Genomic DNA, 15038 nt, shown 5'->3' on the forward strand with positions numbered 1-15038 from the left:
GGCACGGGTTCTCTTCTCATGGTTTCGCCCACTCGACGCACGTTCGGCTGGATGTGGAGGACCGCTATTATGCAATAGCGGTCCTGGTGATGCTTAGTTTAGTGGGTGATGGTCCAGACGGCCTGGGTGTGGAGGGTTGGGGGGACCTCGGGCTGTTTGGTGGCGTCTGGATCGACGTAGATTGGGAGTACGATGCTGAAGACGCTCCCCTGACCAAGGACGGTCTGGACCTCCATGTGCCCGCCATGACGCTCAACGATCTTGCGCGCCAGGAAGAGGCCTAGTCCGAGGCCGGTACGGCTACCGCTCTGGACTTCGACTCCGGGTACACGATAGAATTGTTCAAAGATATGTGGTAGCGCATCTTCTGGGATGCCGATACCCATATCCTGAATCGAAATAATGACTTCATAGCCGCTTTGCTGGACCGTAATCGTGATCGCGGTCCCGCGTTTTGAGAATTTACGGGCATTCGACAATAGATTGATCAAGACCTGTGAGAAGCGATCACGATCTACTTCTACTTCAATGGGATCACCCTGCAACTCACAATTTAGTGAGAGGACTGCGCGCGTCGTATAATCATTCAACAGTTTGCGACAAAGTTCAACTAGATCTGTGCGCTGACGCTTCAAGGCAAAAAGATTAGTCTCCATCAATGATGTATCTAGCAAGTCCTGTACCAGTACTTCGGTACGTGTGATCGAGCGTTCCATATCGCTCAGACCCTGCTGGACCGCCGTGGTGGCATCGCCACGCTCAAGCTGGTTGCGCATATGCTGCGTCATGCCTTTTAAATTTGAGAGTGGCGACTTTAGTTCCTGAGAGACGATATCCAGGAATTTATCTTTTGTCGCATTGGCCGCCACCAGCTCACTGGTGCGTTTCTCTACCAGGCGTTCCAGGGACCTGGCATGAAGAGCCAGGGCTAGTTGCTGTTCCATGACCTTACGCCGCAACTGCCGGGTCTGCATGGCTCGCTGTAATGCATTCACAAAAGCATCCCGATCAATCGGCTTCAAGATATAATCGTATGCGCCACCACGGATCGCCTTAATGGCCAGACCGTGATCGCCATGTCCCGTAATTAGTACGACCGGGGTATCCGGGCGCAGTTCACGGATATGCGAAAGCAGCTCAATGCCGTCCATGCCAGGCATTTTTACATCACTGACAATCGCATCATAATCATTTTCTTTAATTAATTCCAGCGCCTGTTGAGCTGAATCCGTGGTCTCTACCTGAACATTTTTCATACGCAGGTCTACAACCTGGGGAAGAGCTTGCAACAGAGCTGCATCATCGTCCACTATAAGGATTGGTGAATTGTTGATTTCTTCATCCATACGTCTAGACCTTATTCTACCTCTTTATATATAATACGAAAGTTGAGATACATTTGTTTCGTAGAAATTTCTTCTTCAGTAGCATATTCTACGAGCATTGCTCCCTATTGTCTAATTATCTACTAGATATCTCGACGTGTATAATAGCCGAAAAATCTTGCATTTCAGGGTGATGGAGCTGAAAGGAGCTCTTTTCAGGTGAATAAGTGTGATTCTCGTGCTCCAAATCCATAGGATTTTGCCTTTATTCTACTGGTTCAAAAGTACTAGCGCTATTTTTTATGCCTGGAAAGCTAGCTTCCATTCGGGCACTAAAGTGCCCACTTTTCATGATGTGTTTGGGGCAAAAGATGTGCCTCGGCACATCTTTTGCCCCAAACACATCATGTAGATTTCTAGTTTAAACGAGGTGAGGAGTACTATCAATGGATTATCAGCAGGTGATTGAGAGTTTGAAGGTGGCGTATGGTCGTGAGAGTGCGGAGAAGCGTGATTTGGAGGATAAGCAGGATTGGAAGCTGGCTGAGCGGCAGGCGTTCCTGGATCTTTTGCGACTTGAGGGGAAGCAGAAGCTATTGGAAGTAGGGGCCGGCACCGGGACCGACAGCCTTTTCTTTCAGCAGCAGGGTCTAGAGGTGATCGCGACCGATCTGTCTCCAGCTATGGTTGATCTGTGCCGGGTGAAGGGGTTGGAGGCCTATGCGCAGGATTTCCTGGGCCTGGACTTCCCGCCGGCTTCGTTTGATGCGCTGTATGCGCTAAACTGTTTGCTTCATGTGCCTGCGCAGGACCTTCCTGCGGTCCTGGAGAAGTTGAGTAGTCTGCTACGGTCAGGCGGGCTTTTCTTTCTTGGTATCTATGGTGGTATAGAGAAAGAAGGCGTTAGCGATAAGGATTGGCATCACCCCCCACGCTTCTTTTCGCGGCATACTGAAGCATTTATGCGGCAGGCGGTTGAAGCATATTTTGAGATCGTGTCCTTTAAAACTATTCCGCTTGAGAAGTCTGAGTGGTCCTTTCAAGCTATGGTCCTAAGGCGTCCTTGACAGGTGTTTTTTGGGCTGTAGTTTGTGGTTATGCAGCCACCATCTACTCTGATGATGGTGGTGAATGGTCTGTTTTTTGACGCGGTGGAGTTTAGGAAATCTGCTACATCCAATGCTACCAATTTTGTGGGCGGTGATGAGCGGCATACGTCTGGCCGGGTGCCGAGGATAGTGTCGGCTGGCGAGTGCCAGGAGCAGTGGCGTCGCGATCGGCGTGCCGAGTCCGGTGGCGGGATCCCAACCAGGGGCAGCTTCATAGCCGGGGAGGGTATAGCTGAGTTGGAGGGTCTTGAGCGTGTAGGCATTGCTGCCACTGGTGATGTCGTGGAAGGTCTCTTTGTAGAGGGGGCCACGACCAATTTGGTAGAACGAAGGATTCAAGAAGCCGAGGGGTCGTCCAGCGAGCTGGTTGCCGAGGGCAGCAATGGCGGCCCACTGGGGCGAGCCAGCGCTGGTACCACCCAGGGGGATGATCATCGGGTGTCCTGGAACGATGGTAGTGACGACCGCTACCCCGGTGGTTGGATCAGCTACGTAGGCAACATCGGGTACACTGCGCATGGTGTTTGTTCCCACAAACCCTTCTTGATATGCTGGACGCGAGAAGATACGGCTAAAGCCACCTCCAGGGGCGCCTTGAAGGTTGCTCCAGACAGTTTCGCCTTCGTAACTACCATCGGGCCCGAGAAAGAGGCTGGTACCTCCTACACCGGTTACCAATGGATCGCTGGCAGGAAAATCAACGCCTGTTCCAAATGATTGTAGCCGTCTGGGCATGCCACCATAGATCGGCGCCAATGTACCACGGTCCCCGGATGAAGCAAAAACACTGATGCCCTGTGCGCGTGCCTCTACAAATAGCGCATGTTCTTTTTGCATAAAATCCGCTGGTAGTTCGGCTTCTGAAATGCCAAAACTCTGGGAAATCACGGTACCCAGATGCTGTTCGATGGCGAATTTAGTGGCGGCATAGACATCATCGGATTCTTCCGTGCGACTTAACACCAGGGCGATCGCGGCTCCCGGCGCGATCGCGTGTGCCCACTGGACATCCAGATTAGTCTCGATGGCTGCCAGCCGTTGTGCTCGATCATTACTATCAAATGGCACGGTCCCTGAAGGTGTATAAATAGTCAAAGAGGGTTCTGGTAGGCCGAAGAGCTGATCAAAGAGGCGCAGGTCTTCCCGGACCGTAGGACTCTGAAAGAAGTCGATGATCACGATGGTCTGCCCTTGTCCGCTGATGCCCCGGTTCAGTAGTGGCTCAATCTGGTAGGCCCGACGAATCTGTTGTGGGCTATAGCAGCGTGGCTGGACCTGGCTGCTCAGGCAGGGGGGTAATCCTTCCCCGAATGGGACCGCCTCTTCATCCATTGGGATCGCATGCGTAAACTGCTGTTCCACGTCGAACTGTTGGGTACCTACGGGTGGCATGTCCGCCCATGCTATCTGTGTTGCAGGCAAAGAGCCAGCATAAGCCAGCAGCAGCAGTACACACATCAAGCTAACCAGCAACAGACGCATTCGTCCCATAAAGCCTCCCCTATGTACCGTGTATGCCCTATCTTCTGTGCGAGCAGCTCCTTCAATTGTGAGCATGAGAAGAGGGAAAACATACGTTGGTGTTCTGGCAATCCCGGCTATACAATGATATAGTTAGTGGCAGAGGTTTCCAGTGGTTGGGGTTATACATGCCAGGCCTTCAAATGTTTTCCCTGTGTGCAGTATAAAAGGAAAAGTGCTAACTGGCATCGGCTAAATGGTGGATTGAGGAATAATTTATGTGTTCATGCGAATGGTGTAAATAGGCGTATAATTACCATTATAATGAGCGAGAAGGAAGCAACACCATGTATACTGTTGATGCGGGTCGGCCACGTCCATTAGGATCTACGCCAGATGCGGGGGGAGTGAATTTTTCGATCTTTTCTGAACATGCCACCAATATCGAGCTGCTACTTTTTGAGAAGAGGAATGATACTATTCCTATCCAGACGATTTTGTTGGATCAGCTGAAGAATCGTACCTTTCATTTCTGGCATGTCTATGTGCGGGGACTCAAGCCGGGGGCGCATTATGCCTATCGGATCTTTGGTGCGAACCAGACCGAGCTGACCGGTGATCGCTTCAATTTTAACAAGGTGCTGATCGATCCTTATTGTCGAGGGATCACCACCGATCTATGGCGTCGTAGCGATGCTATCGGTTCGGGGGATAATGTGGCAAGCGCTCTGCGTGGTACTGTGATAGATATCTCGGAATACGATTGGGAGGGCGATCGCTGTCCGGTGCGACCGATGAGCGAGACGATTATTTATGAGATGCATGTCGGTGGCTTCACGCGTTCCGCCTCCTCCGCTGTCAGCCATCCTGGCACCTTTGAGGCCATGATCGAGAAGATTCCCTATTTACAAGACCTGGGCATTACCGCGGTTGAGCTGATGCCGGTGCTGGCCTTTGATCCTGGTAGTGTCACCCGTACCAATCCTCTGACTGGAGAGCCCCTGACCAACTATTGGGGCTATGATCCCATCGGGCACTTCGCGCCCCATCCCGGCTACTGCATAGACATCGAGGGACGCCACCATATCGACGAGTTCCGCGATCTGGTTAAGGCGCTGCACAAAGCTGGCATCGAGGTCATCCTGGATGTGGTCTTCAACCATACCGGTGAGGGCGATGATAATGAGCCGATGATCAGCTTCAAGGGCATCGATAATCGCCTCTACTACTTCCTGGATCCCCAGGATAAGCGCCATTACCTGAATTATTCTGGTTGTGGTAACACCTTTAACTGCAATCATCCGATCGTCTCTAAACTGATCACCGAATGCCTGGTTTTCTGGGTACAGGAGATGCATGTGGATGGTTTTCGCTTTGACGAGGGCTCGATCCTTACGCGCGGCATCGATGGCAAGCCCATGGAATATGCGCCCGTCCTCTGGTCGATCGAGCTATCCGACATCCTGGCCGACACCAAAATCATCGCCGAGCCCTGGGATGCCGCCGGACTCTATCAGGTAGGCAATTTTCCCGGCTATCGCTGGGCGGTCTGGAATGGCCAATATCGGGATACGATTCGTGGTTTTGTGAAGGGTGATAGTGGCATTATTGGTGCGGTTGCTTCGCGGATCGCTGGTAGCCAGGATATTTTCGCTGAGCCGGGGCAGCGTCCGATTAATGGTATCAACTTTGTGACCTGCCACGATGGCTTTACCCTCAATGATCTGGTCTCCTATAACGAGAAACATAATCTCACCAATGGTGAAGATAATCGCGATGGACTCAACTATAATACGAGCTGGAACTACGGTGTGGAGGGCGAGACCAGTGATCCCGCCATAAACGCCCTGCGTGCCCGGCAGATCAAGAATTTCTTTGCCATCCTGTTATTATCCCAGGGCGTCCCGATGCTCCTGGCTGGAGACGAAGTACGCCGTACCCAGCAAGGCAACAACAACGCCTACTGTCAGGACAACCCCGTTACCTGGTTTGACTGGCGGCTGCTTGACAGCCAGTCCGAGCTGCTGCACTTCGTCAAAGCCATGATCGCCTTCCGCAAAGCGCATCCCAGTATCAGGCGCGAAAGCTTCTTCACCGGTAGCACTGACCGTAGCGGCAAAAAAGACATAGAATGGCACGGCTGCCGTCTCTTTGATCCCGGCTGGAACGACCCCAACTCGCGTGTGCTCGCCTTCACCATCTGGTCCGGAGAGGCCGATACCGACCTGCATATCATGCTCAACATGGACTTTGCCGAGCTCGATTTCGAGATCCCTCATCCCGGGAAAGCCCGGAACTGGAAAAAAGTCATCGATACCGCTCAGCCTGCCCCCTCTGACATCCAATCCCTGGAGCAGGCCCCACTTATCACCGACACTCATATCCAACTCCAGCCCCACAGCGTCGTCGTCCTTACCAGCGCGCCTGATGTCTCTTGAAACACAGCTAAAGAAATATCTGACAATCCATGCATTTTCGTTAAGGGGGGAAGCCCGACTCTATGGCGTGTCGTTGTGTACGTCGGATGGACGCTATGAGCCAGCGTTGCATACGCCGAGTGGGCGCCACACGCAAGGCCGCACTGCTGGGTTTTCGTGGGCCGACGTGCATGAACGAGACGCAGTGCTGTGGCGCCTACACGAATCATGTTTGGTGTACTTGAGTGATAGGGAACTTTTTGCCGACATGTTCATCCATCCAGATCGTTCCTATGATGTATAGGATCATGAATCGTGATTTGTGTACTTCAACGTTGCTGAGTGATCATGCTTGAAGAAACATGATTCGTGTAGGCGCCACAGGCATGCATGCTTTTCTAGCATGTATCGCCTTTATATTAAGCTGCATGCCGGCCTCGCGTGTGGCGCCCACTCGACGTACTATTGGTCCGCTTCACACGTTTTCCCCTTTAAAATTGGATCGCCACCTTTCGTCGTGATCAGCGTTTCGCTGGGCTCGCCTCAACACAACCACTTGTTTAAGCGGCATGTCGTGCGTGAACAGATAGCAGAGGCAAGCCCTGCCATTACGCCTGGGGAGCGGCTCGATGCGAGTGAGTGTATCGGCCGCCAACTGTTCCCTACGCTCCCTGTTCCGTTTAGACGCGCGGGAAGGTGAGGGCCCAGATCCAGACGCAGGAGGCGAAGGCGACGCTACCGGCGATGACGAAGATATGGAAGATTTCGTGGTAGCCGAAGACGCGCGGAAAGGGATTGGGCCAGCGGGTGGCGTAGGCGATGGCCCCGATGGTGTAGAGCAGTCCTCCGGCGATCATGGTAAAGACAAAGGACCAGGGGAGGACGGCCAGGAAGGCGGGCATGGCCAGGACGGCGATCCAGCCCATCAGGATATAGATGGAGGCGCTAAACCATTTGGGGACGCGTAACGCGTAGGGAAAGAGGGCGAAGACGATGCCGGCTAAGGCGAGTAGCCAGATGGTGGTGAGTAGTGTGATGCGTACCCAGCCGGATAAAATGTTGAAGCAGAGCGGCGTGTAGGTGCCGGCGATCAGCACAAAGATATTTGCATGATCTAATGCACGCCAGACGCGGCGTTTGGCCGGCTCCCAGTGCACGATATGGTAGATGGCGCTCACCGTATACATTTCGATCATGCTGAGGCCAAAAATGAACAGCGAAATGAAGCGCGGCAGATCGGCGCGACTATACCAGCAGAGAACAAGCGTTAAGATAACCGACGCTAAGGCGGCCGCGGCATGGAACCATCCTCGTAGCAGGGGTTTTATTTTTTGCTGCACCTGCTCTGTTATAGCAATCTCTTGTTTTGTCAATGTTTTATTCCATCCGAAAATTCTATTTTGAAAATCCATCGTCACAATCACGATTAGAAGCGGGGATGCAAGGGGCGGCGAGCCCCTTGCCTGGGGGATCGGGGGCTGTGCCCTCGGCCTCTTCCCCTCCCGCCCGCGTAGCGGGCAAACCATCCATCAAACAAAGTTTGACAAGTCACCAGTTTATAATAAGGGCAATTTGCATTATATAGTTATTTTCACAAAAATGCACTATTGCTAGCTAACAAGCCAACCGCTAAACATGCATAGTGTGGGAGCTAGCTTTACAATTGGTTCTAAATGCTTCGCACTAATAGAAATACCCTGACATCAAAATCCTATCCAGACCGAGGAGACCCGCCTCTTCACTTTCCATGCCAGAAGCGCCTCTAGAAGACAATGACTCAACCACACGAAGCAAAGAACCAGTAGAGTTTTTTCAGACCGTGGTGGATCTACCGGAGTATATTTTTTTCTTGATTTATAGAAATATATGTATTTTTTATCGAAAAAGGACGTAAAAATAACTGACCTAAAAGTAATAGAAAATGTCGATATCTGGATATATTTGTTTTGTGAATAGATTGAATGTAAAATAGAGCTGTCGGTTGATGTGATTGATATTTTCCCAGGGAAGGGAGCATGATAAGTTTTGTGTTGGAAGATAGAAATATGAAGATCTATCAGTACACTTTAGTCGCGTGCCTTATGTTTGCCAGGTAGTATAAAAAATGCAAAGCCTTGTAACATCGTACGTACGGTTCGCATGCAGAAAGCAGGTTCTCTAATGTCTTTCTCTTCACGGTCAAATGAAGTTCCACCACCACCACTGGAAAAAATTGGTGACCTGGTCTACTCCCCTGGAACCGATCTGCCATTTGGAAAACGCATACGGATTGGTTTATCGGAGCGGACAATCTACGAAAGTGCCGTTGAGCATGGATATCTCACTGGTATTCGGGCGCACTTTACTTTCTTAGAGGACCATGAATGCTTGAATCCTGTACCGTTAGATGACAATCAATTTACCATGATTATTGAACATCTTGTACCTTCAGACTTGAATGAGTTTGAGCAAGGACTCTGGCGCTCGCACTTTATCGCGGGCTGGATGGGAGTTTATCTGGGATTGATCAAGGACGAGGATGATATGGATTTGGACAAGTAAAGAGCGTCAATCACACAATCCAATCCTTTTCTTTTTTACGTTCCCTTTCTGGTTTTGAGCGAGTGTGGGCGCCCAGTAAAAGTGCACACGCATTGCAATATCAATGACTATCCCCAGACAAACTTTCACTAGATGTTTTTATGAAAAAAGAGGCGTGGCCGACTCTATTGGCCACGCCTCTTTTTTTGTACCTCTTCTTTCCATCGAGCCGCTCTCCCCACGGCGGGCGGGCAGTGGTGAAGATGGGGCAAATGACCCTGTGGTGTGGTGTAATGGTGGCATATACTTGGTGTATGATGGAACGTATGTATGAAGGAGGGATTCTCACATGGGTCGCGGGCGACTGAAGCGGAGGCATATGGCGGCGCGGATCGTGCTGCTACTGCTTTTCCTGCTTGGTTTTTGCTGTACGGTTTTTCCATGGGGCCGCTCGGTGGTGCGTTCGGCGTATATTTTGCCGGCTCTGATTGCGGCGAATCAGCCGTCCGTTCTGGTGGCGAATGGCGAGCCAATCAAGCATACCCAGACAACGATCCCTTCGCAGAGTGGTGTGGTCTATCTGGATGTGTATGCGCCGGATAGCCCGGCGCCTATGGTTGTACGGGCCCGGAGCGGGGTGCTGGTCGTGGCCGGCGTCGGTGATAATCGCCAGGTGCCGCAACTTGTCAATCTTTTGGAGGCGCTGGCGCGGACGGGAATGGTGGTGATGAGCATGACGACGCCTACCTTGATGGCTTACGATGTTTCAGTTCAGGATACCGATGCGACGGTGCAGGCGTTCAAGAAACTACAAAGCTGGCCGGGTATGCAGGGTCGCCGTAGTGGCATGATCTCCTTTAGTGGCGGTGTTCCCTTGACCTGTTTCGCGGCCGCCGATCCGCGCATCCGTGATCAAGTGGCATATATCGCGGCCTTCGGTGGCTATTTCGATACCCGCACCTTGATCCAAACCTTTGGCCGTAGAAGCATTACCATCGACGGCAAGCGCGAGTCCTGGCAGCCAATCGACGTGCCGATTGAGGTGCTCACCAATATGACCACCGAAAACTTTGCCGCGTCCGAGCAGGATACTCTGCGCACGGCCCTGGCCCCTAAGGCCCAACCTTTAAGTTCCGGCGAACTGGCGACGTTATCGATTGGTGCCCAGGATGTCTACCATTTGTTGAAAGGCGATACGCCGGCACAAGTTGATTCCCTGATGCGCTCCCTCCCTCCCGATCTCCAGCAGTTGTTGGATCAGCTATCGCCCAGGCGTGTCATCAAGGATATTCGCGCCCCCATCTTCCTGCTGCATGACCGCAATGATCCCTCGCTACCTGTCACTGAGACGCGAGCCTTTGATGCCGAACTGACGCGCCTTCAGCATCGCCATGAATATGTCGAGTTCCATATCTTCGACCATGTTGAGGTACGCTCAGGACTCAATGTGGGACAACTCATCGGTGATGGGACACATCTCTTTAGTGTGTTGGATGATTTGCTGTATGCTGGCTCATAAGCAAAGGAGTTTATAACTATGCTCTGGTCTTCACTCCTCTGGCTGGTCATTGGCCTGGCAAGTGCCCTTGTTTGTCTGGCGGCCCGTCTGCGACCAGCAATATGGCCAGGATCATCCTGGTGGATCGTCCTGGCCATTGGTGCTGTCAGTGGTTGCCTGGGAGGCTGGCTCGGCGTCTGGCTCTTTGGTCGGCTCTTCGCACCCTTTGCCGCCCTCTGGATCGCCATCCTGGCCAGCCTCCTCATTCCCCGCATGGTTGTGTTCCTGCGGCAGAAAGTATGATCAGAGATCCTACTGCGTAAGATCCTGGCGCTGGAACGCGAAGATGGCCAGTCCCAGGAAGACCAGTGTATAGACCGCAATCATGATGGCCGCGACCGTTGGTGAGGCCTGCGTGGCGGCGAGGGGAGATGTACTGGGATCCTGAGCCGGATTATTTAACGTATTTACCGATGCAGCCAGATTGTTGGGAAGATAGGCGATGAAGCGCGCAACCTGTTCGTTGAATAATGCACCGAGCTGTGCGACCAGGCCTTCAATAACAAGTGCAAAGACCAGACCAATACTGATGGCGGCCGCCGTCGAGCGGGTGAGCACTGCCAGCAGAAAGGTCAGGCTGATATAAGGTAATAATGTATAGAAGGTGCGCACATAGCTGAGCAGTACTTGCACAACATCGAGCCCCTGTGTATGCACGGTGCCATTAATGATAAAGGAGCAGATCAGGGTTAACAGACTGGAGGTTACGACTGCTACTGCGGTCATGATCAGGGCGTCTACTACCAGGATCAGCCATTTGGCTAGCATGAGCACCGGACGTGATAGACCCTGGCTCAACCACAATTGGATGGTGCGCCAGGTGAATTCACGGGCCACCATCACACTTACCAGGATGATCAGGAGCACTCGTCCTATTGAAAACAGCAGGCCCTCTGCGAATGCTGGTCCCTGAGGCCACGTGATAGTACCAGCCGCAGCTCTGGTGGCCTCAGATAAGCTCTGCAATAAAAAAAACAGTGCCACGAACAGGGTGAGCAGTCCTACCAGAACAGCGATTTCAATCCAGAAAAAAGGCCGGCGCAGGTTTTTCATATACTCCATGCGCAAGATATTATAAAACATGGGCTAAAAAATTCCTTTTGTGTCAATATCACTAATAATCAATGCATGAGGCTCATGCAGGCAAGCTATTTGGTTAACGACAGGAAGACGCTCTCCAGGTCTGGACGTGTCACTGACACCTCTTCTGGTACCACATGTTCCTGCACCAGGGCCTCGATGACCTGTGAACTGGCGATACCCTGGACATAAACAAAGCGTTCCTTTGTCTCGATCGAACGGGCATTTTCCAGTTTCTCCAGCACTTTGACTGTGCCTGTTGTGTCATTTGTGTGGATAGACACAATTGGATCTCCACTTAAGAGCTCTGCGATCGTTCCCTGCGCGACCATACTGCCCTTTTGCACGACTGCTACACGGTCGCAGACCTGCTCGATTTCATGCATCAAGTGGCTACTGAGGAAAATCGTGATGCCTTCACTGGACAGTGAGCGCAACAACTGGCGAATCTCGTGCATACCCGCTGGATCCATGCCGTTGGTTGGCTCATCCAGGATCAACAGTTCGGGTTTGTTTAGTAGTGCCAGCGCGATACCCAGGCGCTGCTTCATACCCATCGAGAATGTTTTGGCTTTGCGATCAGCCGCTGGATAGAGATCTACCAATTTTAAGGTCTCATCGATACGGCTTTCTGGTAGATCTGGATGCATGGTTGCCATCATCTGCAGATTCTGGCGTGCAGTAAAGGGTGGCAGCAAGGCAGGCGCCCCCACCATCATCCCGACGCGTTTCAGCACACTATTCTGTTCAGGCGTGACCGTCTCACCAAACACCTTGACCTCACCGGCCGTTGGACGCATCAGGCCAAGAATCATACTAATGGTCGTGGTCTTGCCGGAACCATTGGGGCCCAGAAAGCCATAGATCTCCGCGCGCTTCACGCTCAACGAAATATCCTCGACCGCCTTGACGGCCCCAAAATATTTTTTGAGTTGATTCGTCTCTAAAACTACTTCAGTTTCCATAAACCTTCTTTCTTAACTGTGTGTAAAATTTATATAAAGAGTATATTATCGGCAAGCGCATGCTTTGCATTCAAATTGCTCTTCCCCATAATACGCGAGTCTGGGAAAACTAGCAATAAGCGAAAGCTGTATTTTTACTATAAATAAACGCTCAATAGCAATAACCAAAAGTCAGGTTGTTCGCCTGCTGCGCGGGCGAGAGATGAGGAGCTTGCGGAGGCACAGCCCCCAAGCCCCCAGGCAAAGGGCTCGCCGCCCCTTGCATCCCCGCTTTCCCATCACATGATGTCTGATAGAGTACTACGCTCTTAGCAGGGCTGGACACAAAAGTGGGGGATGTGGCGTTCACTGATTGCAGCATTTCTGCTACAATAGTAGCAGTCTGACAGAAATGAGGAAAAAATCTTATGCGGCCAGAGAGCCGTTCTATGCGGGAAAGCATCTTAGCTGCAGCTGTACAGTTGTTCGCTCAATATGGTTATCATGCCGCTCCTTTGCGCGATATTGCCCGTATAGCGGGCATTCAGGCTGCCAGTATTTATCATCATTATCCAAGTAAGCAGGCGCTACTCGTCGAGATCATGGAGACCCACATGCTGCGCTTGAATGCCAGCCTGGAACATATTTTGAAGGAGAACGACGATCCTTTGCAGCGTCTCCATGCAGCGATCGCCAACCATATCCGTTTGCATACAACCTATAAAGAGGAATTTTTCATCATAGATACCGAAATGCGCGCCCTGGAAGACGAGCACCGACCCTACATCCTATCCTTACGCGACAAATACGAGGCCCTGTTACAAGAGCTGCTGCAGGATGGCATGGAGCGTGAAATTTTTCGCCGGAGCGATGTCAAAATAGCATCCTATGCCATCATCGCCATGTGTACCGAAGTCGCCACCTGGTTCCGCCCCAATGGCCGGCTCAGTGTCCAGCAAGTAAACACAATCTATCGCCAGTTTATCACCGAAGGGCTGCTCCTCCCACCCGGAGTAGCCGCCCCTATGCCTGACGAAACCGCCCACCTGCTTTAAGAGAGTGTGTATGACTCCCATTGGGATGGGAGTGGTGAGTTTTGAGCCGGCCTGGGGAGCGCAGGCGCCCCCATTCATGTTTTATTGATTGGTGCAGAAATGGCGCGAATGCGCCATTTCTGCACCAATCAATAAAAGAAGATGTGAGCTAACATGCTGCCAAAGTACAGCGAGAGAAAAGGTAGCTATTGGGGTTCTGACGATTTATAAAAACAAGAAAGCATATAAACAGCACCGCAGGCATGGATGGACCGTACTAAAGTCCACATCATCATACCCTGGTCAACCATTACTCGTAGATTCTTTGTATGTTGTTGCTAGTAAAGCAAGATCCTTAAAAGAAGGCGAGGAGAGAGCGGGATAGTTAAGGGCGGCGAGGAGAGAGCGGGATAGTTAAGGGCGGCGAGGAGAGAGCGGGATAGTTAAGGGCGGCGAGGAGAGAAAGCGGGATTGTTAAGGGCGGCGAGCCCTTAACCTGGGGTCCGGGGCTATGCCCCGGCTCATCCCCCCCATCTCTGCCGCCGCAGGCGGCAAGAGAAAAACTGCAGAAAATGAAACGTAAAACGAATAACTTCGTTATATTATATATACTGAAACAAGGGAGCAACTTATTGCTATGGTAAGTGAAAAAAAGCGCCGGCGCAGATACTACAAACTTCTAGCCTGGACCGCTTTACTGCTACTTATCCTTATAAGTAGTAGCATCATCTTTGCTGACAAAATCAAGGGCCGAGGAGATCCGCTTGTGAACATGGTCGCCACCGCAACCAAAGCCGTCACCAGAGTTGCTACCACGCCAGCAGTCACACCAACAGCCACAGCAAGTCCCAGCGTTACGGCTACCGCCACCCCTACCCCCCTCTTCGAAGAAGAATTTCTGGATAATCACAACGGCTGGGCGATCTCAAGCAGCTCGGGCTATATCCGCAGCGTAGCAGATAACAAACTTACCTTATCGGTAAACGAGCACAAAATCCTGATCGAAAACGTGCCGACATCCGCGCCCCTGAGCAACTATGTCCTTAATTTTAGCTATGTGCTACAGCAGGCGGACAAGCATGACAAGGTAGGCCTCTATTTGCGTGGTGATAGCAACCTGGACCATGATTATCGCATTGATATTCTTGGTGATAATAGCATTGGTATCTTCAAGGAGTCCCTGGATGATAATAAGCTCCCGCAGGATATTGAGTTGAAGCATATCAGTAAGGTTCCGTCTATGAAATCGATTGGTCATGAGAATCGTGTCCAGGTCTCCATGAACGGTCCTCGTATGACCATCAAGGTCAATGGTGTCGAGGTCGCGATGCTTGAGGATTATGATTATACCAAAGGCCAGCTGGCCCTGTTCGTCAATAATGGCTGGTCGTCCGACGAAGCCACAGCCTCGTTTATTAGCATGGATATCCAATCTATTCCTGATCCTTTGCCAGGGCTGACACCTACCCCGACTGATGGTGGAACCGGGACGCCGGAGGGCACTCCGAGCGCCACACCAACGGCTACGGCCACATCCAAACCATAACCCTCGCGTAAATTGGGGGCAGATCTCAAATATACTCGTCGAAC

At 51.6% G+C, this 15038-nt stretch carries 12 protein-coding genes; 7 read left to right on the forward strand and 5 right to left on the reverse strand.

Going from position 1 to position 15038, the window contains the following annotated elements; all coding sequences use genetic code 11:
• Positions 1-98: 98 nt before the first annotated feature.
• Complete coding sequence (locus tag EL633_RS19625; RefSeq protein ID WP_126628812.1) at positions 99-1346, reverse strand: hybrid sensor histidine kinase/response regulator; 1248 nt, start codon at positions 1344-1346, stop codon at positions 99-101.
• Between the two features lie 425 nt (positions 1347-1771).
• Here EL633_RS19625 and EL633_RS19630 point away from each other — a divergent pair, with 425 nt between their 5' ends.
• Positions 1772-2392 carry a class I SAM-dependent methyltransferase gene (locus EL633_RS19630; RefSeq protein ID WP_126628813.1) on the forward strand — a complete coding sequence of 207 codons (621 nt, stop codon included), beginning with the start codon at positions 1772-1774 and terminating at the stop codon, positions 2390-2392.
• On the opposite strand, the gene EL633_RS19635 is transcribed toward EL633_RS19630, so the two are convergent.
• Complete coding sequence (locus EL633_RS19635; RefSeq protein WP_126628814.1) at positions 2378-3925, reverse strand: S53 family peptidase; 1548 nt, start codon at positions 3923-3925, stop codon at positions 2378-2380. The two genes, EL633_RS19630 and EL633_RS19635, sit on opposite strands and share 15 nt — an antisense overlap.
• 317 nt (positions 3926-4242) lie before the next feature.
• On the opposite strand from EL633_RS19635, the gene glgX reads away from it, so the two are divergent.
• Positions 4243-6333: a glycogen debranching protein GlgX gene (gene glgX, locus EL633_RS19640; RefSeq protein ID WP_126628815.1), complete on the forward strand. Its 2091-nt coding sequence runs from the start codon at positions 4243-4245 to the stop codon at positions 6331-6333.
• Between the two features lie 659 nt (positions 6334-6992).
• Here glgX and trhA read toward each other — a convergent pair.
• Positions 6993-7685 carry a PAQR family membrane homeostasis protein TrhA gene (trhA, locus tag EL633_RS19645; RefSeq protein ID WP_161982268.1) on the reverse strand — a complete coding sequence of 231 codons (693 nt, stop codon included), beginning with the start codon at positions 7683-7685 and terminating at the stop codon, positions 6993-6995.
• 787 nt (positions 7686-8472) lie between these two features.
• Here trhA and EL633_RS19650 point away from each other — a divergent pair.
• From EL633_RS19650 to EL633_RS19660, 3 genes are all read left to right on the forward strand, one after another.
• Complete coding sequence (locus EL633_RS19650; protein WP_126628817.1) at positions 8473-8853, forward strand: hypothetical protein; 381 nt, start codon at positions 8473-8475, stop codon at positions 8851-8853.
• A 328-nt stretch (positions 8854-9181) separates the two neighbouring features.
• Positions 9182-10351 carry an alpha/beta hydrolase family protein gene (locus EL633_RS19655; RefSeq protein ID WP_126628818.1) on the forward strand — a complete coding sequence of 390 codons (1170 nt, stop codon included), beginning with the start codon at positions 9182-9184 and terminating at the stop codon, positions 10349-10351.
• An 18-nt stretch (positions 10352-10369) separates the two neighbouring features.
• Positions 10370-10633 (forward strand): hypothetical protein, encoded by a 264-nt coding sequence (locus EL633_RS19660; RefSeq protein ID WP_126628819.1) that lies wholly within the window; start codon positions 10370-10372, stop codon positions 10631-10633.
• Positions 10634-10642: 9 nt separating this feature from the next.
• Here the strand turns inward: EL633_RS19660 and EL633_RS19665 are convergent, their stop codons facing one another.
• On the reverse strand, positions 10643-11473 hold the full coding sequence (locus tag EL633_RS19665) for a DUF2705 family protein (protein ID WP_126628820.1): 831 nt from the start codon (positions 11471-11473) through the stop codon (positions 10643-10645).
• A 65-nt stretch (positions 11474-11538) separates the two neighbouring features.
• Positions 11539-12435 (reverse strand): ABC transporter ATP-binding protein, encoded by an 897-nt coding sequence (locus EL633_RS19670; RefSeq protein WP_126628821.1) that lies wholly within the window; start codon positions 12433-12435, stop codon positions 11539-11541.
• A 407-nt stretch (positions 12436-12842) separates the two neighbouring features.
• Between EL633_RS19670 and EL633_RS19675 the strand changes: the two genes are divergently transcribed.
• Both EL633_RS19675 and EL633_RS19680 read left to right on the forward strand, forming a co-directional pair.
• Positions 12843-13469, forward strand: coding sequence for a TetR/AcrR family transcriptional regulator (locus tag EL633_RS19675; protein ID WP_126628822.1), 627 nt, complete (start codon positions 12843-12845; stop codon positions 13467-13469).
• A gap of 616 nt (positions 13470-14085) precedes the next feature.
• On the forward strand, positions 14086-14994 hold the full coding sequence (locus EL633_RS19680) for a LamG domain-containing protein (protein WP_126628823.1): 909 nt from the start codon (positions 14086-14088) through the stop codon (positions 14992-14994).
• Positions 14995-15038 lie beyond the last annotated feature (44 nt).

Source organism: Dictyobacter alpinus, assembly GCF_003967575.1.
Taxonomy (GTDB): Bacteria; Chloroflexota; Ktedonobacteria; order Ktedonobacterales; family Ktedonobacteraceae; genus Dictyobacter; species Dictyobacter alpinus.